20 protein-coding genes and 1 tRNA gene are annotated in these 20,704 nt (G+C 67.5%); 9 read left to right on the top strand and 12 right to left on the bottom strand.

Annotated elements, in window-relative coordinates; genetic code table 11:
- The first annotated feature begins 8 nt into the window (after positions 1-8).
- Both AKI39_RS06385 and AKI39_RS06380 read left to right on the top strand, forming a co-directional pair.
- Positions 9-902 (top strand): LysR family transcriptional regulator, encoded by an 894-nt coding sequence (locus tag AKI39_RS06385; protein ID WP_066633824.1) that lies wholly within the window; start codon positions 9-11, stop codon positions 900-902.
- Between the two features lie 449 nt (positions 903-1,351).
- Positions 1,352-1,864, top strand: a complete 513-nt coding sequence (locus tag AKI39_RS06380; protein WP_066633822.1) for a hypothetical protein — start codon at positions 1,352-1,354, stop codon at positions 1,862-1,864.
- Between the two features lie 107 nt (positions 1,865-1,971).
- Here the strand turns inward: AKI39_RS06380 and AKI39_RS06375 are convergent.
- Positions 1,972-2,048: transfer RNA gene (locus AKI39_RS06375), tRNA-Arg, on the bottom strand.
- A gap of 322 nt (positions 2,049-2,370) precedes the next feature.
- On the opposite strand from AKI39_RS06375, the gene AKI39_RS06370 reads away from it, so the two are divergent.
- Positions 2,371-3,666, top strand: coding sequence for a phospholipase A (locus AKI39_RS06370; protein ID WP_066633821.1), 1,296 nt, complete (start codon positions 2,371-2,373; stop codon positions 3,664-3,666).
- A gap of 69 nt (positions 3,667-3,735) precedes the next feature.
- Here AKI39_RS06370 and AKI39_RS06365 read toward each other — a convergent pair whose 3' ends face one another.
- The 9 genes from AKI39_RS06365 to AKI39_RS06325 form a co-directional block, all read right to left on the bottom strand.
- Positions 3,736-5,220: an MDR family MFS transporter gene (locus tag AKI39_RS06365; protein WP_066633819.1), complete on the bottom strand. Its 1,485-nt coding sequence runs from the start codon at positions 5,218-5,220 to the stop codon at positions 3,736-3,738.
- A gap of 589 nt (positions 5,221-5,809) precedes the next feature.
- Positions 5,810-6,706 carry a dihydrodipicolinate synthase family protein gene (locus AKI39_RS06360; protein ID WP_066633817.1) on the bottom strand — a complete coding sequence of 299 codons (897 nt, stop codon included), beginning with the start codon at positions 6,704-6,706 and terminating at the stop codon, positions 5,810-5,812.
- 83 nt (positions 6,707-6,789) lie between these two features.
- The gene (locus AKI39_RS06355; RefSeq protein ID WP_066633815.1) at positions 6,790-8,022 is read right to left on the bottom strand and encodes a metal-dependent hydrolase family protein; all 1,233 of its coding nucleotides are present in this window, start codon (positions 8,020-8,022) and stop codon (positions 6,790-6,792) included.
- A complete protein-coding gene (locus tag AKI39_RS06350) occupies positions 8,016-9,275 on the bottom strand; it encodes an NAD(P)/FAD-dependent oxidoreductase (protein ID WP_066633814.1) in 1,260 nt (419 codons plus the stop codon). The genes AKI39_RS06355 and AKI39_RS06350 overlap by 7 nt, the downstream gene beginning before the upstream one ends.
- Before the next feature lie 12 nt (positions 9,276-9,287).
- The gene (locus AKI39_RS06345; RefSeq protein ID WP_066633813.1) at positions 9,288-9,998 is read right to left on the bottom strand and encodes an ABC transporter ATP-binding protein; all 711 of its coding nucleotides are present in this window, start codon (positions 9,996-9,998) and stop codon (positions 9,288-9,290) included.
- Complete coding sequence (locus tag AKI39_RS06340) at positions 9,995-10,759, bottom strand: ABC transporter ATP-binding protein (protein ID WP_066633811.1); 765 nt, start codon at positions 10,757-10,759, stop codon at positions 9,995-9,997. Before AKI39_RS06340 ends, AKI39_RS06345 begins: the two co-directional genes overlap by 4 nt.
- Positions 10,756-11,646, bottom strand: coding sequence for a branched-chain amino acid ABC transporter permease (locus AKI39_RS06335; RefSeq protein WP_066633809.1), 891 nt, complete (start codon positions 11,644-11,646; stop codon positions 10,756-10,758). The genes AKI39_RS06340 and AKI39_RS06335 overlap by 4 nt, the downstream gene beginning before the upstream one ends.
- Complete coding sequence (locus AKI39_RS06330) at positions 11,646-12,518, bottom strand: branched-chain amino acid ABC transporter permease (RefSeq protein ID WP_066633806.1); 873 nt, start codon at positions 12,516-12,518, stop codon at positions 11,646-11,648. The genes AKI39_RS06335 and AKI39_RS06330 overlap by 1 nt, the downstream gene beginning before the upstream one ends.
- A gap of 9 nt (positions 12,519-12,527) precedes the next feature.
- On the bottom strand, positions 12,528-13,739 hold the full coding sequence (locus tag AKI39_RS06325; RefSeq protein ID WP_066633805.1) for an ABC transporter substrate-binding protein: 1,212 nt from the start codon (positions 13,737-13,739) through the stop codon (positions 12,528-12,530).
- A 107-nt stretch (positions 13,740-13,846) separates the two neighbouring features.
- Between AKI39_RS06325 and AKI39_RS06320 the strand changes: the two genes are divergently transcribed.
- The 6 genes from AKI39_RS06320 (at position 13,847) to AKI39_RS06295 (ending at position 18,404) form a co-directional block, all read left to right on the top strand.
- Positions 13,847-14,533 (top strand): GntR family transcriptional regulator, encoded by a 687-nt coding sequence (locus tag AKI39_RS06320; RefSeq protein WP_066633802.1) that lies wholly within the window; start codon positions 13,847-13,849, stop codon positions 14,531-14,533.
- Positions 14,534-14,585: 52 nt separating this feature from the next.
- The gene (locus tag AKI39_RS06315; protein WP_066633800.1) at positions 14,586-14,963 is read left to right on the top strand and encodes a COG4315 family predicted lipoprotein; all 378 of its coding nucleotides are present in this window, start codon (positions 14,586-14,588) and stop codon (positions 14,961-14,963) included.
- A gap of 6 nt (positions 14,964-14,969) precedes the next feature.
- On the top strand, positions 14,970-15,491 hold the full coding sequence (locus AKI39_RS06310; RefSeq protein WP_066633797.1) for an RNA polymerase sigma factor: 522 nt from the start codon (positions 14,970-14,972) through the stop codon (positions 15,489-15,491).
- Positions 15,488-16,369 (top strand): anti-sigma factor family protein, encoded by an 882-nt coding sequence (locus tag AKI39_RS06305; protein WP_066633794.1) that lies wholly within the window; start codon positions 15,488-15,490, stop codon positions 16,367-16,369. Before AKI39_RS06310 ends, AKI39_RS06305 begins: the two co-directional genes overlap by 4 nt.
- A 45-nt stretch (positions 16,370-16,414) precedes the next feature.
- Positions 16,415-16,876: a GNAT family N-acetyltransferase gene (locus AKI39_RS06300; RefSeq protein WP_066633791.1), complete on the top strand. Its 462-nt coding sequence runs from the start codon at positions 16,415-16,417 to the stop codon at positions 16,874-16,876.
- A gap of 271 nt (positions 16,877-17,147) precedes the next feature.
- A complete protein-coding gene (locus AKI39_RS06295; protein ID WP_145925207.1) occupies positions 17,148-18,404 on the top strand; it encodes an NAD(P)/FAD-dependent oxidoreductase in 1,257 nt (418 codons plus the stop codon).
- Positions 18,405-18,469: 65 nt separating this feature from the next.
- On the opposite strand, the gene AKI39_RS06290 is transcribed toward AKI39_RS06295, so the two are convergent.
- Both AKI39_RS06290 and AKI39_RS06285 read right to left on the bottom strand, forming a co-directional pair.
- Positions 18,470-19,396 carry a 2-hydroxyacid dehydrogenase gene (locus AKI39_RS06290; protein ID WP_066642305.1) on the bottom strand — a complete coding sequence of 309 codons (927 nt, stop codon included), beginning with the start codon at positions 19,394-19,396 and terminating at the stop codon, positions 18,470-18,472.
- 151 nt (positions 19,397-19,547) lie between these two features.
- Positions 19,548-20,540, bottom strand: a complete 993-nt coding sequence (locus AKI39_RS06285; protein ID WP_066633789.1) for a Bug family tripartite tricarboxylate transporter substrate binding protein — start codon at positions 20,538-20,540, stop codon at positions 19,548-19,550.
- Positions 20,541-20,704 lie beyond the last annotated feature (164 nt).

Genomic DNA, 20,704 nt, shown 5'->3' with positions numbered 1-20,704 from the left:
TTTTTCTTATGAAAATCGACATCCTTGGTGTGCAGGCGTTTGTCGGTATTGCTGATAGGGGTAGTTTTCAGGGCGCCGCCGATGCCTTGCACGTGACTCAAACGGCGATAACGCTGCGTTTGCGCAAGCTCGAAGATTTTCTCGGCGTAACGCTGATCGAACGCACCACACGTTCGATTGCTCTCACGGAAATCGGCCGGGACTTCCTCCCTCAGGCGCGACGCCTGCTCGGTGAACTGGCCGATGCTCTGGTCGAAATTCGTGAGACCGGAATCGCTCGGCGTGGCGACGTCTCGATTGCATGCGTACCGACCGTGGGAGTGCAGTACCTGCCGCGTATCATGCAGGCATATTCTGCGCGTTACCCGCACAACCGCATCAAGATTCTCGATCATGCTTCATCTGCTGTCGTGGAGGCGGTGCTGCGTCGTGAGGCGGAATTCGGTATCAACATTGCCGGGGAACATCACCCCGAACTCGTCAGCCTGCCGTTGACCGAGGACCGGTACGTGCTGATTTGCCATGAAGATCATCCTCTGGCCAAACGTCGGCGCATCGCGTGGGTGCAGTTGCAGCCCTATCCGCTGATTTTTGCAGGCGAGGTGAGCGCCAATCGAGCCTTGCTTGATCCTGCCCTGGAGGCCAATAGCCTCGCATTGCGCTCGTTCTATGAAGTGCAGCGTAGTTCGACTGCTGTAGGACTGGTTGCTCAAGGCGTGGGCGTCGCCGTCGTGCCGAGGCTGGCGATACAGAAAGGTGCTTATCCTACCGTGCGAACGGTCGAACTTGCCGATCCGATTGTTTCCCGAACTTTGGTTCTCGTAACGCGCAAGACTGCTCACCTATCCCCGGCGGCTCAGGCGCTTTACGACATGATCCGGGAACAGGCAACGCCCCGCTGATGCCGAGAGTAGTCATCCAGACTTCGTGGCTCAATGTCTCTTCAAGGTCGAAATCAGCCGTTGGCATCGTAGGCTACTCCGCTATGCCTGGCCGCAGACATGGCGCAACGTTGTCGCGCCCTCAGCACACGCTGTTGCCGGCTCCGGCTAACCAGGTTCACAGCGGGACAACCCGCTCGCCACATTTAGGCTGGGCTGTGCCCCCCCCCGAGAAAGACCGCAAGCGGACAGGTGCCGGCGCACCAGCTATGACCGCGCCGGATTGGGTCGCCTCCGACCGGTAGTCCAGAGCCACGCTAACGATCGATTGGCTCCAATCTCAAGTTGAGCGATACAAATTCCAAGAGAAAGGAATTCGACATCAGGAGCGAAATAGGACACGAGCGGCGTCAATGCTCGTATATCGGAAATTCCCGAATTCCAAACTGGATAATGAAATTCCAAGTTGGATGAACTTCGAGATCAGCCCTACCCCCACAGAAAATCGCAACAATTTCAGCCCGGTCCAGTTGGCTATCATGTCTGCTCACAAAAAAGGAGAGATGCATAAATTCCTGACCGCGCTGTTGGTCCTGTTCCTGGCGGGCTGCTCCAGCATGGAGCCCTACACTGCCCCGCCCCCGCCCGCTGACCCACTCGCTGTGGTCGAGCGGTACCTGAACGAGCAGCCAGAAAGGCAGCGGCCTGAGTCCGTGCGCGTGACGAATGAGTACTTCGAGGTGGCGGACGCGACCTGGACCAAGCACGGCGCCTGGTTCGGCCGGGACGCGGCCAAGCAGAAGGTGGTCCGGGTGTACTACTCGTCTATCGGCAAGAACTATCTGTTCTCCAAGGGGCGCTGGTGGTACGTGCGCTCACGGACGCCCGAGGGCACCCTGATGTACGACGCGTGGAGTGACAACAAGGACGCTGCCCTGCGCTACCTCTCAGCCCTTGAGGAACTGAAGCGGCCGGCAAAATAGGTGTAGCTCGGGTCTAGCTGCGGCGCTCCGGCTGTAGTGGTAGCAGGCTCACAACGGGGGTCCGGCGCGGGCGCAATGGCGTCAGTGGCTGCAATTACCAGGAAACTTGGCCCGCCCTACACGATTCGAACGTGTGACCGCTCGCTTAGAAGGCGAGTGCTCTATCCAACTGAGCTAAGGGCGGGTGGACTGACCTGCGCCGGACGGTGCCGCCGCGATCAGGGCGCGGCGAATTTTACCTTGTTCGTACACACGAATCGCCCCGTCAGGGCCCTATTCCGTGCAAGCGCTGTCGCGGCCACGGAACAGGTGTAATCCATTATCAGCCGCGCGTAACGAAGTCGTACGCAACCCAATGCACGTGAACCGTGAGCAGTCCATGCTGACGGTCGGTGCGGGCGCCGGGCCGGTGCCTACCCCCAGCTCCGCCATCACATTACAAGCTGTTTCAACGCATTGTAGGCCGAATGCTAGAGTGCAACGTCCTCGATTTGGCCTGTCATACCATGCCTCGCATTGTTCATCCGCGCCGCGCGCGGCACTTGGGGGGTATTGCTGCCCTGCTATCCGCAGCCGCCGCCTTCAACGCCCACGCCGACATCAGCTACAAGCTGGACCGCGCCAGCGCACCGCCCGGCACCAACGTCCACGTACAAGCCGTCTATTTCAACGACAGCGAAACCGGCGGCCGGTGGCAGCCGCCACGCGACCTGGTATTGCAATGGCGCTCGCCCTCCGGCGCCGTGGTCCGCAGCCTGGCGCACGCCGATAGCGACGAGCTGGACATCAATGTGCCGGTCAACAACTTTGCCCGCATGTCGTGGACCGCGGTGGTGCCGGCCAGCGCCACGGGGTTGCAGGCCGTGTCGATCGAAGGCGAGCCGGCGATGATGGCCCTGGACGCCAGCGGCATCGGCGCGATCGCCAGCAAACCGGCCGATGTGCCGGTGGTCGATGCCCGTACCGGCAAGCCCCTGCCGCCGGCGGAAGTCCAGGCGACTGGGGTTTCGCCAGACGGCGGGCCGGCGCCCACCCAGGCCGCGAACACGGCAGCGCCGCAGCCGACCGGCAATCCCGCCTTCGACCGCCTGCGCGCGGGCCTGTCGGAATACGAGCCGACGTACTTCGACCTGCGCACGCGCGACAGCACCACGGCGAAATTCCAGTTCAGCTTCAAATACCGGCTGTTCACGCCCAATCGGGACGAGCACCCCGGTTTCCTGGACCATCTGTACCTGGCCTACACGCAGACGTCCGTGTGGGATCTGCAGGGCGATTCGTGGCCGTTCATCGATACGACCTTCAACCCCAGCCTGTTCTGGCAGTCGGACAAGATCTGGCAATCGAAGAACAACGACTGGAGCCTGGGGCTGACCAGTGGCGTGGAGCACGCGTCCAACGGCAAGGCGGGCGACGATTCGCGTTCCGTGAACGATGCCTTCGTGCAGCCGGCCCTGAACTATCGCTTCGACGGCGGCAGCACGCTGACCTTCGCGCCGCGCATCAAGGGCTATTTCGCGCTGGAGGACCAGAACCGCGACTACACCGACTACACGGGATGGGTGGACTATCACCTGCGCTGGGCGCAGGACAATGGGCTCGTGGCCTCGGTGATGTATCGCCAGGGCGCCAGCTCGCGGCGTACCGCGCAGCTGGATCTGGCGTGGCCGCTGAAGCGCACCTTCCTGAACATGAACGGCTATCTGCACCTGCAGTACTTCAATGGCTACGGCGACACCTTGCTGGCCTACAACCAGCGCCAGACCTCACAGATTGGCATCGGTCTTTCGCTCGTGCCCTGACGGCCGTTGCGGGGAGGCGCCGGTTTGCCGACGGGACGGCATACGCCGATGCCACGCCGGTGGTCCGGTTTACTCGCCGATGGGCGTATGCGCGGCCAGGCCGCCGCGCAGCTCCAGGTCCGGCATGCGGCGCACGACCAGCAGCGACACCAGCGCGACCGCCGCGCCGAAGGCATAGATGTCGCGGAAGGTGGACGCCACGCCGTCCATCAGCACGCGCCGCGTCGCGTCGGGCAGCTGCGAGAGCACATCGCTGCCATGGCGCAGGGCGCCCAGGTCGATCTGCTGCGTGATGCCCGCCGCCGTGAGCGACGCGGCGAAACCCAGGCCCAGCAGGGTGCCCGCCAACGCGCTGCCGAAGGCACTGCCCATCGACCGCAGCACCAGCACCGAACCGGTGCCCGCGCCGATATCGCGCGGCTCCAGTGCGTTCTGCACCACCATGATCGTACCCACCATGCAGGAGCCCAGCCCCACGCCGGTCAGCAGCGTGGCGGCCAGGACGAAGGCGAGCGGGACGCCCGGGCCCATGAAGGCCAGCAGGCACAGGCCTATGCAGCCGCCGATGAAGCCGGCCGACAATATGCCCCGCATGCGGCCGGTGCGCCGCGCCAGATTGCTGCTGATGATGTTGCCCAGCACGTTCGACAGCAGGAACGGCGTAACGAACAGGCCGGATTCCGATGCGCTGGTCCCCCGCACCAGTTGGAAATACAGCGGCAGCGCGAAGATGCACAGGAAGATCGCCAGCGCGCCCAGCGACGAGGCCGCGATGCCGCAGACGAAGGTGGGATTGCGGAACATGCGCGGCGGCAGCAGCGGATCGGCCGCGCGGCGCTCCTGCCACACCAGCGCGGCGAGCGCGGCCGCGCTCAGCGTCAGCAGGCCCAGGATTTCCGGCGAAAGCCAGGCATAGCTGCTGCCGCCCCAGCTGAGCGCCAGCAGGCAGGACACGATGGTCGATGCAAGCAGCAGCGAGCCCATGATGTCCAGGCGCATCTTGCCGCCACGCGGCTTGAGCATGCGCAGGCCGCGATTGCAGGAATACATGGCGAACAGGCCCAGCGGCAGGTTCAGCCAGAACAGCCAGCGCCACGACAAATGCTCGGACACATAGCCGCCCACCAGCGGCCCGGCGATGGACGCCACGCCCCACACCGCCGCCATGTAGCCCTGGTACCGGCCGCGCTGGCGCGGGGCCACGACGTCGGCGATGGCCGCCTGCGCCAGCGACATCAGGCCGCCGCCGCCCAGTCCTTGCAGCGCGCGGAACAGGATCAGCTGGTTCAGCGTCTGGGCCAGCGCGCACATTACCGAGGTGACCACGAACAAGCCGATGGAAACCGTCAGCAGTTGCCGGCGCCCGTAGATATCGGAGAGCTTGCCGTAGATGGGCGTGGTGACGGTGGCCGCGATGAGATAGGCCGCCACGATCCACGACAGGTGCCCGAATCCGTTCAGGTCCGCCGCGATGGCGGGCACGGCGGGAATGACCACCGTCTGGTCCAGCGCGGCCAGCAGGATGCAGAGCACGATACCGCCGATCACGCGCATGATCTCGCGATGGGTCAAGCTGGCGGCGGGGGAAGAAGCGGAGGCTGGCGTTGAAGCGAGGGTGCCGGTAGGCGTGGACATGATGCTGCGACGGAGGGGCGACGGAAGGAAAGCGCGCCCGCAGAAAATAGGGGACGGCATTGAAGTCTTATATAAGTTATATATATTAATATATTGCTCTGCCCCATGCCCGGACGACGCCCGCAGAAGAGTTGCAGCTGGCCCAGGGAACGCAGTATCGCGGTCGCCTACCCCGCGTGCGCGGCACAACAGCGGAGCTACGCATCCTGCATCAGTTGCTGGCGCTGTACGACAAGACCACGGCGCTGCTGGCGCAGCATCGCCAGGACAACAGCACCCCGCCCTACGAAACCTGAACAGCTTTATGGTGAACCTGCGCACGGCCGCGCTGGGCGACGAAGAACGCCAGTACTTCTATAACAGACCGTTCAAAGGCAAATTCGAACAAATGGTCGCCACGGCGGACCGCGCCCCCCCGACTACCGCGAAGCGGCCATGAGCGACCTGGGCTTGCAGTACCCGCTGGCATAACCCGGCATCGTCCCGGCGCAACCGTCCGGGGGCGCTTTCACGCCGCCTTCAGGGCCGCCAGCGTTTCATGGATGATCGCCAGCGTGGCCTCGCGTTCCGCCCCCGTCAGCGGCAGGCGCGGTTCGCGTACGGTTTCGGCATAACCCGCGGTAATGTTCTCCGCCAGCTTGATGTACTGCACCAGCTTGACGTGCGTATCCAGGTGGAAAAGCTTGATCAGCTTGCGGTACAGGATGCGGGCATTGTCGTAGTCGCCCTTCACCGCCAGATCCAGCAACTGCACCGATTCCCTGGGCAGCGCGTTGGCCATGCCCGAGACCCAGCCCTTCACGCCCAGCGCTACGCTTTCCAGCACCAGGTCATCCACGCCGCAGAAGACGGTATAGCGGTCACCCAGCCGCGCGTAGATATCCGTCACGCGCGTGGTGTCGTAGGTCTCTTCCTTGACGCAGGCCAGCGTGGGCTCGTCGGCCAGCTGTTCCAGCACCTGGGGCGTCATATCGACGCCATAGCCGCGCGGATTGTTGTAGATCATGATGGGCAGGCCGCTGGCGCGCGCGACGCCGCGGTAGAAGGCCATGGTTTCGGCCGCATCCGATTTGTAGGTCAAGGCCGGGAAGACCATCAAGCCGTCCACGCCGATGCGTTCGGCCTCCTTGGCATAGCGCGCGGCCGCGGCGGTGGTGGTTTCCGCCAGTCCCGACAGGATAGGCACGCGGCCCTTAATGGTTTCCTTGGCGATGCGCAGCACCGTCAGCTTTTCCTCCGGCGCCAGCGACGCGTTTTCGCCCACCATGCCCATCATCACCACGCCGCCCACGCCATTGGCGATCAGCCGTTCCAGGCCTGCGGCGATTGCGTCGTGATCCAGGGATTGATCCGCCTTCATCTTCGTGGTCGCGGCGGGAAAGACACCAGCCCAATTTACTTTCATGGTTTCAGTCCAATAGAAAAGATGGAAAACCCCGGCGGCGCGTAGCGCCAGCTAGCCCCGCGCGGGCCGCCGGGAACAAAGCCTCAGCGCAGGTATACGGGTTTACCGGCCTTCATCACCATGGCCAGGTGTTCCCCCTGGCCGCACAACAAGGAGATATCGGCAACGGGATCGCCGTCGACGATCAACAGGTCGGCCAACGCGTCCGGCGCGACGACGCCCAGCTTGTCTTTCTGCCCGACGATCTCGGCCCCGACCTGGGTCGCCTGGCAGATCACTTCGAAATTGCTCAATACCTGCGCACGGATGCGCAGCTCGTCGCCCTGGAAGGCATGCATCTCGCCCAGCAGGTCGGAACCCAGGCCCATGCGCACGCCATGGCGCTTGAATATCTCCAGCGATTGCAGGCCTTGCAGGCGCACGTCGTCGATCTTGGCCACGGCTTCCGGCGGCACGCCGTATTGCGCGCCCACCTTGTGCAAGGCGTCGTAGGTCACCAGCGTGGGTACCGCGTACGCCTGGTGTTCGGCCATTGCCGCGGCGGCGGCGTCATCGACGAGGTTGCCGTGCTCGATGGTGCGTACGCCCAGTTCCACGGCCCGGGCGATGGCCTGGCCGGTGTAGGCATGCGCCATCACGTAGGTGTGGTGCGAAGCGGCTTCCTCGACGATGGCGGCGATCTCGTCGCGCGAATACTGCAGATTGCCGATAGGATCGTTGGGCGAAGCCACGCCGCCGGATGCCATGATCTTGATGTGAGTGGCGCCGGCGCGCATCTCCTCGCGCACGGCCTTGCGCACCGCGTCCACGCCGTCGACGACGCGGGCGATGGCGCCCAGGTTGCGGTGGCAGGGACAAGGATCCGGATCGCTGAAATCGAAGCGTTCGCGAAAATCGCCATGGCCGCCCGTTTGCGACAACGCCTTGCCGGCGATGAACAGGCGTGGGCCGTCGATCAGCCCGTCCTCCACCGCGCGGCGCAGCGCGTAATCCGCGCCGCCGGCATCGCGCACGGTCGTGAAACCGCGCCGCAGCATGGCCGCCAGGATGGGTACGGCGCGCAGCGTGGCGAAGGCCGCCGGCATGCGTGCATTGGTCCCCAGGTTGGCCATCGACGCCACCACGTGGACGTGGCAATCGATCATGCCCGGCATCAGCGTGCGGCCAGCGACGTCGATGACCTGGTCCGCCCGGCCCGCTTGCACGGGCCGCGGCGACACCTCGCGGATGCGGTCGCCTTCGACGACGACATCGTAGGCACTGTCGTCGTCCTTGTGATGCGCGTCCAGGACGCGAGCGTTCTTCAGAATCAGCATAGCGGGCTCGCCTTGTTGAAACGGGAAATCGAATACGGGCGCAGGTCGATGCCGGCCTCGCCGCCGGCCAGCAGGCTGCCGACGATGGCCGCGGTGGTGGCCGCCTGGGTCAGGCCAAGGTGGCCGTGGCCGAAGGCGTACAGCAGGCGTTCCGATGCCGGCGACGGCCCGATCACGGGCAGCGAATCCGGCGTGGCGGGGCGATGGCCCATCCAGCGCCGCGCATCGCGCTCGTCCATGCCGGGCAGGTAGCGTCGCGCCAAGGCCAGCAGCGCGTCGCTGCGGCGGTAGTTGGGGGGCGCCTCCAGCCCGGCGAATTCCGCGGCGCCGCCGATGCGCAGGCCGACCGCCAGCGGCGTCGCCACGAATTTGCGTTCGGCGAAGATGACCTCGCGGTCCAGCATTCCGATCGCCGCGGGCAGCGTGGTGTTGTAGCCACGCTCGCTTTCCAGCAGCACGCGGTCGCCCGCCGAACGCGCCAGCGCGCCCGACCAGGCACCGGCCGCGACCAGCAGGCGATCGCCCTCGTGGCGGCGGCCGGCGCGATCCAGCGCCGCCGGCCGCGCCGTATCGTCCAGCGCCAGCGCGGCGACATCGGTGGCGACCAGCCGTCCGCCATCCTCGCGGATGCGCTCGCGCAGGGCGCGCACGATATTCAGCGGATCGTCCACGTGGGCCCAGTCCTCCAGCATGACGGCATGGCGGAAAACGGGCGCCAGCGCGGGCTCCAGTTCGCGCAGGGCATCCATGGATACCGGCGACCAGCGCACGCCCAGCTCGCGCTTCCAGGCCCATTCCTGCGCATCGGCGGCGAAGGCTGCGTCGGTTTCGTAGACGGTCAGCGCGCCGCGCCGATGCAACTGGCCAGACAGGCCCAGGTCTTCGAGCATGGGCAGCAGATCGTCCAGCACCCGGTCGTTCAGCGCCGCCAGCGCGCGCGAGATGCGACGAAAATGCTCGGGGCGCCCGACCTGATTGAATACGCGCAGCCAGGGCAGCAGCCGCGGCGCATGGCGCAGGCGGATGGCCAGCGGCCCCAGCGGGTCCAGCAGCCAGCGAGCGGCCTTCAGGCTGAAGCCCGACACGGCGATGGGTGTCGATTCGCTGACGGCGATGCCGCCGGCATTGCCATGCGAGGCGCGGTCGCCTTCGAAGTCCCTGTCCAGCAGGGTGACGCGCCAGCCCAGCTGCTGTGCGCGGCGGGCACAGGCCAGGCCGATCACGCCCGCGCCCACGACGACGAGTTCTGTCATGCTCTATCCGTATTACGCATCATGTTTGCCCAGGAAAAGATCGGCCGCGCGGCTGTCATGCAGCAGGTCGTGCGCGGCGCCTTCCATGGCGACCACGCCCTGATCGATGATGTACCCGCGCTGGCTGACGGCAAGCGACTGGCGCGCGCGCTGTTCCACCATCAGCACCGTGGTGCCCGCCGCGGGCAGGCCGCGCACATACGCGAAGATCTCGTCCACGCGCGCCGGCGACAGCGCCGCCGTCGGCTCGTCCAGCAGCAGCATATCCGGCTCGCGCATCAAGGCCCGCGCGAATGCCAGCTGCTGGCGCTCGCCACCGGACAGCGTGCCGGCCGCGCGGCGGCGATGGCGCACCAGGGCGGGAAACATCTGGTACATGGCGTCGGCCCGCGCGCGCGGGCGCTTCACGCCCTGCACCACCAGCAGGTTTTCGTGGACGGTGAGCGACGCGAACACATTGGCGACCTGCGGCACGTAGCCGATGCCGCATTCCAGGCGCGATTCGACGCTCAGGCCCGCCAGGTCGCGCCCGCGCAGCACGACCTGGCCGGCCGTGCGCGGCAGCAGGCCCATCACGGCCTTGATGATGGTGGACTTGCCGGCCCCGTTGGTCCCGGCGATCGTCACGATTTCGCCGGGCAGCACGTGCAGCGACAGCCCCTTGAGGATGTCAGCGTCGCCGTAGCCGCCGCGCAGGTCCGACAGGCGCAGGACCGCGCTCATGCCGCCGCTCCCATATAGGCGGCGCGCACGCGCGGATCCGCCAGCACGCCGTCGGGTTCGCCATGCGCCAGTAGCCGGCCCGCGTCCAGGACGTACAGATCCTGCACCAGGCGGTTCAGGGCCATGAGATTGTGCTCGATGATAAGAAAGCCGATGCCGCGCTCGGTATTGATCTCGCGGATGCGCTGCGAGATCTCCTCGATCAGCACCGGGTTGACGCCCGCATACGGTTCGTCGAGCAGGATGAATTTCGGCTCCGACATCAGCGCGCGCCCCAGCTCCAGCAGTTTCTTCTGCCCGCCGGACAGGCCGCCCGCCGGCTTGTCGGCCACCGCGTTCAGCTTCAGGAAGTCCAGGATGGCCTGGGCACGCTCGGCGATTTCCGCTTCGGCCCGGCGCACGCGGCCCGGCGCGAAGAACAGCGGCAGCAAGGATTCGCCAGGCTGGTCGCGCGGCCCGACCATCAGGTTCTGCCGCACCGTCAGGTGGGTGAATTCGCGCGGAATCTGGAAAGTGCGCCCCAGCCCCATGCGGGCGCGCGCGGCGGGATTGGCCCCGCGCAGCACGGTGCCGCCGAAACCGACCTGCCCGGCCGACGGCTGCAGAAAGCCGCTCAGCACCGCGAAAAAAGTGCTCTTGCCGGCGCCGTTGGGGCCGATCATGCCGTGCAGGCCGCCCAGGCTCATGGACAGCGTCACGCCGTCCAGCACCTGGAAATCGCCATAGGACAGTGAAATATCGCTGGTCGACAGGGAGGTCATCGTGCTCCCCTCGCGCCGAACAGGCCGCGCGGCCGCCAGCGCATGAACAGGATCAGGACCAGTCCCACCACGCCCAGCTGCACGCTGCCCATGTCGGCGTCCGAGACGCCCGGAATGATGCCGCGCGTGAAGCGCACGCCTTCCAGGAACAGCACCAGCAGCACCGCCCCCGCCACGCTGCCCGACAGCCGCGCCACGCCGCCCATGATGATGGCCATCCAGACGTAGAAGGTGATCAGCGGCACGAACTGGTCGGGCACGATGTAGGTCATGTAGTGGGCGAAGTAGGCGCCCGCCAGGCCCGACAGCGCGGCGCCCAGCATCAGCACCTGGGTCTTGAAGCGGGCCGGCTCCTTGCCCAGCACGCGCACCGCGGTCTCGTCGTCGCGCACTGCCTGGATGGTGCGGCCATAGGGACTGTACGTCACCCGCCGCAACAGCACGACGGCGGCGGCGATGGACAGCGCGAGCAGCCCCAGCAGCAGGCTGTCGCTGAAGCGCGCGTTGCCCCAGCCGGCGCCCAGCCGCGGCACGCCCGGGATGCCCTGCACGCCGTTGGTCAGCCATTGTTCCTGCACCAGCACCAGGCGCACGATCTCCGAGAATCCCAGCGTGACGATGGCCAGGTAGTCGTCGCGCAGCCGCAAGGCCACGCGCCCCAGCGGCCAGGCCAATAGCGCCGCGGCCAGCATCGCCGCCGGGAACGACAGCAGGGGGGTCCATCCCGCCTTCATCGTCAACAACGCCGACGCATAGGCGCCGACGCCGAAGAAGCCTGCCAGGCCGAAATTGATCAGGCCGGTAAAACCGTATTGCAGGTCCAGCGCGAGCGCCAGCAGCATGTAGATGCCCATGATCACCAGGATGGAGAGCAGATAGCTCAGCATCAGCGCACCCCCACCGGACGGTTGAACAGGCCCTGCGGGCGCAGCAGCAGCACGATCATCATGAAGACGTAGCCCAGCGCGATCTTGTAGACGAAGCCGACGAAAGGCGTGGACAGCTCCTGCAGCACCCCGAGCAGCAGCGCGCCCATGACGGCGCCCGCGGGGTTGCCCAGCCCGCCCACCACCGCCGCGGCGAAGGCCGGCAGCAGCAGGTTCCAGCCCACGTCGGGATAGACCACCGTGCGCATCCCGGTCACCGTGCCGGCGATGCCGCACACCAGCCCGGCGATCGCCCACATGGCCAGCATGCAGCGTTCGCGCCGTATGCCGCTGACCCGCGCCAGGTCCGGGTCGTCCGCGATCGCCCGCAGCGAGCGCCCCAGCGGCGTGGCATAGAGCATGATGAACACCAGCGCCAGCGTCAGCAGCGTCAGGGCGGCCAAGCTGAGGTCGGCCGGCGCGAGGGCCACATCGCCGAAGCGCCAGGCGCGTTCGAGCGGCATATCGAAGGCGCGCGGATCGTGGCCGAAAGCCACCCCCAGCGCGGCGCGTATGACGAAGCCCACGCCGATGGAGGTCAACAGCAGCGTGATCACGGAACGGCGGATGACGGGCCGGAACGCCAGCAGGAAGGCCAGCACCGATGCGGCGGCGCCGCCCGCCGCGCCCGCCAGCCCGGCCACGACCAGCGAGCCGGTCAAGTGGTGGGCGGCCAGGCTCGCATAGCCGCCCACGGCGACGATGTCGCCGGTGGCCGCGTTAGGAAAGCGCGCCAGCCCATAGACCAGCGTCAGCGCCAGGGCCGGCAGGGCGATGATCAGCCCTTCCACCAGCCCGTTGATGACCAGATTGACGTAATCGGCGTACGACACGCGGCGGCCTTACAGCTTGACCACGTACTTGCGCACGAGTTTGCCGTTTTCCACGAACGACGCCGCGAAATCCGGCGTGACGTCGTTGTACTGGTCGAAGTTCAGCGCGCTGGAGGCGCCGACGTAGGTGATGCGCTTGCCGGCTTCCAGCAGTTTCTTGCCCTCGGCGTAGCCATAGACCGCCTCGCCGCCGGGCGTGCCCATTTCATGCATCTTGCGGGCCAGTTCGGGCCCCGTTGCCTTGGGGCCCAGCGCCTGCACCGCCAGGGCCAGGATGATGGCCTGGTCATAGGCCATGGGCGCATAGACGTTGGCCGTGACGTCCACGCCCTCCTTGCCCAGCGCATCGCGCACATGGGCATAGTTGGGCGCGTTCTCGTTGCTGACGGATTCCACCGAGATCACGCCTTCGGTGACTTTCGGGCCGAGCGCCTTGATAAGGTCCGGATTGGCGGCCCAGCCGGGAATGATCCAGTGGGTGTCGATACCGGTCTGGTACCACTCGCGCAGCAGGATGGTGGTGTCGGCCAGGTAGGAGCCCGTGACGATGACGTCCGGCTTGGCGCGCAGCACCGACTGCAGTTCCGAACGGTAGGAAGGCCGATTGGGCTCGTACACCACGCTGGCCACCACCTTGCCGCCCGCGGCTTTCCAGGCTTGCGTGAAGCCTTCGGTATTGCCGATGCCGGAGGCATTGTTGAACGCCATGGTGGCGGGCTGCTTGTAGCCCTGGCGTTGGGCGATCTTGGCGAAGGCCTGGCCGAAGCGGCCGTTGGTGGCCTGGAAGCGGAAGCCCAGGCGCTTGGGGTTGGCGTCCGCGCTCAGTGCGGGCGCGCCCGATCCATGCATGAGGGGAATGTCGGCCTCGTTCGTCAACGGAATGACGGCCAGCGATTCGCCGGAACTCCAGCAGCCCAGGATGGCGCGGACCTTGTCCACCTCGATCATCTTCTTGGCGCCGGTGACCGCCGCCTGCGGCGCGGTCTGAGTGTCTTCCACCACGACCCGGAACTGGGCGCCCTGCGCGCCGCCGGCCGCGTTGATTTCCTTGGCCGCGAGCTGGATGGCCTTGACCATGCCGGGCCCGTAGGGCGCGCCGGAACCGGTAAGGGGACTTAGCGCGCCGACGACGAAGTCCGGCGTCTGCGCCTGTGTGGGCAGGCTGAAGCTGCTGGCCACGGCAGCGACCAGGGTGGCGGCAAGGCAAAGACGGCGATTCATGGCGCTCTCACAGAAATTGGATCCAATATCCTGGATACGGACCTCATGCTAAACTTCCCTCACCCTCGGGTCAACAAGATGGGGACTAGGGGTTTACGAGAGACTTCATGAACGATCCTGCCTTGCCTGAAGGGGACAGCAAACTCGTGCGGCGCACCACGGTAGACCTGGTGCTGGAAGCCCTGCGCCAGCGGATCCTGTCCGGCCAGCTGCGGCCCGGCGCGCCGCTGCGCCAGGAAGCATTGGCGGAAGAACTGGGTGTCAGCCGCATCCCCGTGCGCGAGGCCATCCGCCGGCTGGAGGCCGAAGGCCTGGTCTCCGTGCATGCGCATCGCGGCGCCTATGTTTGCGGGGTCTCCGCGGCCGATGTCGTCGAAACCTTCGAATTGCGGCTGCAGATCGAACCCTGGCTGTTCGGCGAAGCCATCCATGCCGGCGGCGGCCGGCGGCTGGAAGCGGCGCGGGCGGCGCTGGACGCCTCGCGGCACGCGGACGCCGCCGAGTGGGGGCGGGTCAACTGGCGCCTGCACGAAGCGCTGTACCTGCCGGCGCGGCGCGAGCTGGCCATGACCGTCCTGCGGCAGCTGCACGACCGTGGCGACCGCTACCTGCGCTTCCAGGTTGTCAACGTGCCGCTGCGCCAGCAGGCCCATGCCGAGCATCTGGCGCTGATCGAATACGCGGAAAAGGGCGACGCCGCCGGCGCCGTCAAGGCGCTGCGCGCGCATATCCAGGTGGCGCTGGAACAGGTGGTGGACGTGGTGGCGGGACTGACGCAGGCGCCGATGGAATAAATCGGCCGCCAACGGTGTTCACTCCCATGCAAACCCACCACACGGAGGTCTTATGGTTCGCAAATTCTCGCTTTCCGCCCTCGGCGCCGCCACCCTGTTGATCGCCGGCTGCGCGGTCGCCGCCGCCCCCGGCAAGGCCAGCAATGGCGTGCTGGTCGGCGACAAGGGCATGACGCTGTACACGTTCGACAAGGACGCCGCCAATTCCGGCAAAAGCGTCTGCAACGACAAATGCGCCACCAACTGGCCTCCCCTGATGGCCACGGCCGGCGCCAAGGCGGACGGATCGTGGACCATCGTCACCCGTGACGACGGCAACAAGCAGTGGGCCTACAAGGGCCAGCCGGTGTACTACTGGACGAAGGACAAGGCCGCCGGCGAGAAGACCGGCGACGGCGTCGGCGGCGTCTGGCACGTGGCCAAGCCCTAACCGGCCATGGCATCGGCCCCGGGCGTGGAGCAGATCCTCGCCCATATTCCGTCGCTGCGCCGCTATGCCCGCCTGCTGGCGGGCGACGCGGCCGGCGCGGACGACCTGGTGCAGGACACGCTGGAACGCGCCTGCACCAAGTGGTCGCTATGGAAGCCCGGCACCGCTCTGCGCGCGTGGCTGATGACGCTGATGCACAACCTGTACCTGAACCGGGTGCGCGACTGGCGCCATGACGACAATCACGCCATCTGGGACGAACACACCGATCTGGCGCACGAGCCCATGGCCCACGCGCCCGATATGCTGGACCTGGAGCGCGCCCTGGCGCGCCTGACACCCACGCTGCGCACCGTGCTCCTGCTGGTCAGCGTGGAGGAGTACACGTATGCCGAGGCCGCGGAAATCCTGCAGATCCCCGTGGGCACCGTCATGTCGCGGCTGCACCGCGCGCGCGAAGCCGTTCGTGCCGCCATGGCGCCGGACGATGCGGCCGCGCGCACTCCCCTGCATCTGGTGAAGCGATGACCGAAACCGACGCCCATGTCTCGGATGACGACCTGCACGCCTTCGTCGACGGCCAGCTGGACGCGACGCGCGTGTCCGCGGTGCTGCGGCATCTGCAACGCCACCCGGACGCCGCGGTGCGCGTCGCGCATTGGCATGCCCAGCGTTTCGCGCTGCGGCGCCTGCACCGCGATATCGATCCCGGCGCCACCCCCGCCGCGCTGGCCGATACGGTGCTGCGCCACCGGCGGCGCCGCTGGAATCCCTGGACCCAGGCCGCCGCCGCCGTCGTGCTGATCGCCGCGGGCGCCACGGGCATGCATGCATGGCAGCAAGGGCTGGGCACGGTGGCGACGGCCGTCGCTTCGGCGCCGCCGCAGTTCGTGCGCGACGCCACCGCCGCCTATGTCGTGTATTCGCCGGAGGTACGCCATCCGGTCGAAGTCAGCGCGCAGGATGAAGCGCACCTCGTGCAATGGCTGAGCCGCCGCCTGGGGCGGCCCCTGGCGGCGCCGGCGCTGCAGGACCGTGGCTTTCACTTGCTGGGCGGCCGGCTGCTGCCCGGCGAGCCGGCCGCGCAAGCCGGTGCCCCGACCGCGGCCCCGCCTTCCGCCGCCGGGACCGCCGCCAAGCCTGCCGGCGGCGCCTCGGCCAATACGCTGGCACGCGCCCAGTTCATGTACGAGGATGGACGCGGGCGCCGCGTCACGCTGTATGTCGCCGTCTTCCCGACCGGCGTGGCGCCGGGGGAAACGGCTTTCCGCTCGGTCCAGTCGGCCAACGGCACCTCCTTCTACTGGGTCGAAAATGGCTACGGCTACGCATTGAACGGCGACCTGCCGGGCTCGGAATTGCAGGCCCTGGCCAGCGACGTGTACGATCAGCTGTTCCCGCGCTAGGACGGCCGCGCCGGCCGTCCGCGTGGCGCTCAACCGGCCCGGTCCATGTCAACAACGCCCCTCATCCGTCCCATCGAAGCCCGCGACGAAGCACGCTGGCGCGTCCTGTGGGACGCCTACACGCGCTTCTACGAACGCGAACCCCAGGAAGCCCAGACCCGCCATACCTGGGCCCGCATCCTGGATCCGCACACGCCTGTCCATGCGATCGTTGCCGAAGACGAGGCCGGCATGGTGATCGGCATCGCCAACTACCTGCTGCACGAGAACACCTCGACGATGACACAGGTGTGCTACCTGCAGGATCTGTTCGTCGACCCGGCGGTACGCGCGCAAGGCGCGGGCAAGCGGATGATCGATTGGCTCGTCGACGAGATGAAGGCCCGCAAGTGGTCGCGCCTGTACTGGCAGACCAAGGAAAACAACTACCGGGCGCGCAGCCTTTACGACAAGTACACGTCCCATAGCGGCTTCGTGCGATACGTGATCGGCAACGAGGATATTTAGGGCCTGTTAACGCTGGAAGGAGCCTCGCATGAGTACGCAATCAGGTGGATGGCAAGGCGCGAAGCGCAGCCTTGGTGGTGCCACGGCGAGCATTCGCAACGCAGGCAGGCGCCTGATTGCGTACTCACCCTTCGGGCTGGCCGAGTCCGGGGCGGCATACGTCGTTACGGGCTCCTTACGTGGATTAACCACGCCGCATCGCCCGCGCCTAGTCTGCCGCCCCGGACTCGGCCAGTGCGAGGCTCCTTCCAGCGTTAACAGGCCCTAAGCGATGCGCGACACGACGGGAACCTACAGCGCCGGCGGCGGCCACTCCGGCATGCGCGTCGCCGTCATCGGCGCCGGCATCGTCGGCGCCGTCACCGCCTATACGCTGTGCCGGCGCGGCGCGCAGGTCACGCTGATCGATCGCGACGAACCGGGCAGCGGCTGCAGCTACGGCAATTCGGGCGCGATCAGCCCCGGATCCGTGGCACCGCTGGCCATGCCGGGCATCCTGAAGTCCGTGCCCGGCATGCTGCTGGATCCGGAAAGCCCCCTGCGCCTGCCGCTGTCCTATCTTCCCCGCGCCCTGCCCTGGCTGGCGCGCTTCGTCGCGGCGTCGCGCGCCAGCGCCGTCGCCGACGCGGCGCGCCGCCTGGCGGCGCTGCATGCGGGCGCGGTGGAGCGCCACCTGGCGCTGGCGCGCGAAATCGGCGTGCCGGAGCTCGTCCTGCAACGGGGCCACCTGCATCTCTATCCCGACGAAGCGGCGCTGGCCAAGGATGCCGGCGGCTGGCGGCTACGCGAGCAGTACGGCTACCGATTCGAAAAACTGGACCGCGAAGGCATCCTGGCGCTGGAGCCGGGCGTCGGCCCGCGCTACCGGATCGGCCTGTTCCTGGCCGACCACGCCACGGTCCTGAATCCCCTGCGCTACGTGCAGGCGGTGGTGCGCGCCTATCGCGCGCGCGGCGGCGCCCTGCTGCGCGGCCACGCCGGCACACCGCAACGCGCAGACGGCGGCTGGTCGCTCACCGTCGACGGCGCGCGGCATGATTTCCAGCACGTCGTGGTCGCCGCCGGCGCGTGGACGCCGCCTCTGCTGCGCCCGTTGGGCGTGCGGCTGCAGCTGGAAAGCCAGCGCGGCTATCACGTGCAGTTCCAGGGCGCGTCGCCGACGATCTCGCGCACGGTCGTGCTGGCGGACCGCAAGATCTTCGTCACGCCGATGGAAGAAGGACTGCGCGTGGGCGGCACGGTGGAAATCGCCGGGCTGTCGCGCGCGCCGGATCCACGGCGCGGCCAGGTACTGGAACGGATCGCGCGCGAGACCTTCGCGGGCATCGGGCAGGCGCCCAGTACCCAATGGATGGGACATCGGCCCTGCATGCCGGATTCCGTGCCGGTGATCGGCGAAGTGCCGGGCCAGCCGGGCTTGTGGCTGGCCGCGGGGCATGGCCATCTTGGGCTGACGGATTCCGTGAATACCGCGGTGCGCATCGCCGATGCGATGCTCGGAGAAACGCGCAGCAGCGCGGCCGCGTGAAGGCCCCCAGTCCGGCACGGGTTCCCTGCGCCCTTCCTGCCGCTGGGTCGCGCCCGCGGCGCGGATCAAGCCACTGGCGTCAGCACCCGGCGATGTTCGAACCACCCATCCAGATTCGCCAGGACCAGCTCCGCCATGGCCTGGCGCGTTTCGACCGTGCTGCTGCCAATGTGCGGCGACAGCACCACCTGCTCCATCGCGCATAGCGCCGCGGGCACGTCCGGTTCGTTCTCGAAGACATCCAGCCCCGCGCCGGCCAACCGCCCTTCGCGCAGCGCCAGGACCAGCGCGTCCTGATCGACCACGCTGCCGCGCGATACGTTGACCAGGATGCCCTGCGGCCCCAGGGCATCGATCACGCGCTGGTCGACCAGCTTGCGCGTATCGCCGCCGCCCGGCAAGGACAACACCAGGATGTCGCTTTCCCGCGCCAGCGCATGGACGTCGGCGCAATACAGGTAGTGCGCCGGTGCATCCGCGCGCGGCGATCGATTGTGGTAGGCGATCTCCATGCCGAAGGCCTCGGCGCGGCGCGCGATCTGCCTGCCGATGTTGCCCAGGCCCAGGATGCCGCAGCGCCGCCCGCCGAGCTTGCGTCCCATCGGCGGCGATTCCTTGCGCCAGCGTCCCGCGCGCACGAAGCGGTCCAGTTCGCAGATGCGCCGCGATACGGACAGCATCAGCGCCAGCGCCGTGTCGGCGACGCAATCGTCCAGCACGCCGGGCGTATTGGCCACGACGACGCCGTGCTGGCGCGCCCCGGCCATATCGATGGGGTCGACGCCCACGCCGAAGCTGACGATCACCTCCAGCGCCGGCAGGGACGAAATCATGTCGCGCGTGGCGCCGTGGCGCCCGCTGGTGGCGATGCCGCGTATGGCCGGCCCATGCCGCGCGAGGAAGCCGGCGCGATCGTCGATCTCCCACCATCGATGGACGCGGTACTTCGCCTCGATGCGCGCCATCAGGTCCGGCAACAGAGGGCCGGCCATCAGCAGTTCGGCGCGCGCGGCGCCGGCCGTCCTGGCGGCGGATGAAGCCGCGCCGTCTGCCGCGCCGGACGGCGCGGTTGTCTTGCTTGGGTCGGAAAATTTCTGCATGGGTCGGGATCGTAGCGTGGGCGCCATCCGCATATCGGCCAGGCTAGTCGACGTGCAGCTTGCGCTGTTTGATGATATCGCCGTAGCGCGCGCGTTCGCGCGCGGCAAGCTCGGCCAGTTCCTGCGGCGTGGAGCCGTGCGGCACCGCGCCTTGCGAGACCAGCTTTTCCTTGACGTCCGGCAGCGCAGCGACCTGGCGGATCGCGAGCGACAGTTTATCGACGATGGCCTGCGGCGTGCCGGCGGGCGCCAGGACCGCCGTCCACGAGCCCGTCTGCGCGTTCGACACGCCGGCCTCGTCCAACGTGGGCACGTCCGGCATCACGGGCGAACGCGCCGGCCCGGTCACCGCCAGCGCGCGCAGCTTGCCGGCATTCACGTACGTGACCGTCTCCAGCACGGACGCGAACAGCATATCGACGCGCCCGGCCATCAGGTCGGTCATCGCCGGCCCGCCGCCCTTGTAGGGGACGTGGGTCAGCTGCACGCCCGTGGCTTGCTGGAAGATCTCGCCCGCCAGGTGCGGCGCGCCGCCCGTGCCCGAGCTGGCGAAGGTATGCGCGCCCGGCTGCGACCTGGCCATCGCGACGAGCTCGGCGACGGACTGGGCCTGCAGGGTGGTGGGAACGACCAGGACGAAGGGCAGGTCGGAGAACAGCGAAACCGGCACGTAGGCCTTGGCCGGATCGCTGTGCAGCTTGTACAGCCACGGATTGATGGCCAGCATGCCGGAATTGGCGAACAGCAGCGTGTAGCCGTCGGGCGTGGCGCGCGCCACCAGGTCGGCGGCGATCTGCCCGCCCGCGCCCGGGCGGTTGTCGACCACCACGGAGGCATTCATCTGCTGGCCCAGCGCCGCGGCCAGCAGGCGCGCGGAGATATCGGTGCCCCCGCCCGGCGAAAACGGCACGATGAGGCTGATGGGCCGAGTGGGAAAATCGTCGGCGGCGCGGCCCGCGCCCGGCAGCGTTGCGGCCAGCGCGAAGGCGGCCGCCATCATCCGTACGCGCAAGCGCGCAACTTGCTTCGTCCTCATTGTCGTCTCCTCTTCGATGGCGACACGGCGACGCGGGATGCGCGCCAGGGCCATGGGCCTCGGCCGCGCCGTGCCGGCAGTGGGGCCGGTCTGCGCCGGCCTGCCCCCAACCGGACCTGCCTTCCGGATGAAGGCCGCGGGCCGATACGTGTCGAGGCAGGAGT

It is taken from the genome of Bordetella sp. H567 (assembly GCF_001704295.1).
Lineage (GTDB): Bacteria > Pseudomonadota > Gammaproteobacteria > Burkholderiales > Burkholderiaceae_B > Bordetella_C.
Note: the sequence above shows the minus strand (reverse complement) of the source record. Positions and strands in the feature narration are given on the sequence as shown.

Excerpts from the sequence above, each read along its gene's own strand:
- AKI39_RS06355 (WP_066633815.1), bottom strand. The coding sequence starts at position 8,022 with ATGCTGATTCTGAAGAACGCTCGCGTCCTGGACGCGCATCACAAGGAC.
- AKI39_RS06320 (WP_066633802.1), top strand. The coding sequence starts at position 13,847 with ATGAACGATCCTGCCTTGCCTGAAGGGGACAGCAAACTCGTGCGGCGC.
- AKI39_RS06385 (WP_066633824.1), top strand. The coding sequence starts at position 9 with ATGAAAATCGACATCCTTGGTGTGCAGGCGTTTGTCGGTATTGCTGAT.
- AKI39_RS06285 (WP_066633789.1), bottom strand. The coding sequence starts at position 20,540 with ATGAGGACGAAGCAAGTTGCGCGCTTGCGCGTACGGATGATGGCGGCC.
- AKI39_RS06290 (WP_066642305.1), bottom strand. The coding sequence starts at position 19,396 with ATGGCCGGCCCTCTGTTGCCGGACCTGATGGCGCGCATCGAGGCGAAG.
- AKI39_RS06380 (WP_066633822.1), top strand. The coding sequence starts at position 1,352 with ATGAACTTCGAGATCAGCCCTACCCCCACAGAAAATCGCAACAATTTC.
- AKI39_RS06310 (WP_066633797.1), top strand. The coding sequence starts at position 14,970 with ATGGCATCGGCCCCGGGCGTGGAGCAGATCCTCGCCCATATTCCGTCG.
- AKI39_RS06340 (WP_066633811.1), bottom strand. The coding sequence starts at position 10,759 with ATGACCTCCCTGTCGACCAGCGATATTTCACTGTCCTATGGCGATTTC.
- AKI39_RS06345 (WP_066633813.1), bottom strand. The coding sequence starts at position 9,998 with ATGAGCGCGGTCCTGCGCCTGTCGGACCTGCGCGGCGGCTACGGCGAC.
- AKI39_RS06305 (WP_066633794.1), top strand. The coding sequence starts at position 15,488 with ATGACCGAAACCGACGCCCATGTCTCGGATGACGACCTGCACGCCTTC.
- AKI39_RS06325 (WP_066633805.1), bottom strand. The coding sequence starts at position 13,739 with ATGAATCGCCGTCTTTGCCTTGCCGCCACCCTGGTCGCTGCCGTGGCC.
- AKI39_RS06360 (WP_066633817.1), bottom strand. The coding sequence starts at position 6,706 with ATGAAAGTAAATTGGGCTGGTGTCTTTCCCGCCGCGACCACGAAGATG.
- AKI39_RS06295 (WP_145925207.1), top strand. The coding sequence starts at position 17,148 with ATGCGCGACACGACGGGAACCTACAGCGCCGGCGGCGGCCACTCCGGC.
- AKI39_RS06315 (WP_066633800.1), top strand. The coding sequence starts at position 14,586 with ATGGTTCGCAAATTCTCGCTTTCCGCCCTCGGCGCCGCCACCCTGTTG.
- AKI39_RS06335 (WP_066633809.1), bottom strand. The coding sequence starts at position 11,646 with ATGCTGAGCTATCTGCTCTCCATCCTGGTGATCATGGGCATCTACATG.
- AKI39_RS06370 (WP_066633821.1), top strand. The coding sequence starts at position 2,371 with ATGCCTCGCATTGTTCATCCGCGCCGCGCGCGGCACTTGGGGGGTATT.
- AKI39_RS06350 (WP_066633814.1), bottom strand. The coding sequence starts at position 9,275 with ATGACAGAACTCGTCGTCGTGGGCGCGGGCGTGATCGGCCTGGCCTGT.
- AKI39_RS06300 (WP_066633791.1), top strand. The coding sequence starts at position 16,415 with ATGTCAACAACGCCCCTCATCCGTCCCATCGAAGCCCGCGACGAAGCA.
- AKI39_RS06365 (WP_066633819.1), bottom strand. The coding sequence starts at position 5,220 with ATGCGCGTGATCGGCGGTATCGTGCTCTGCATCCTGCTGGCCGCGCTG.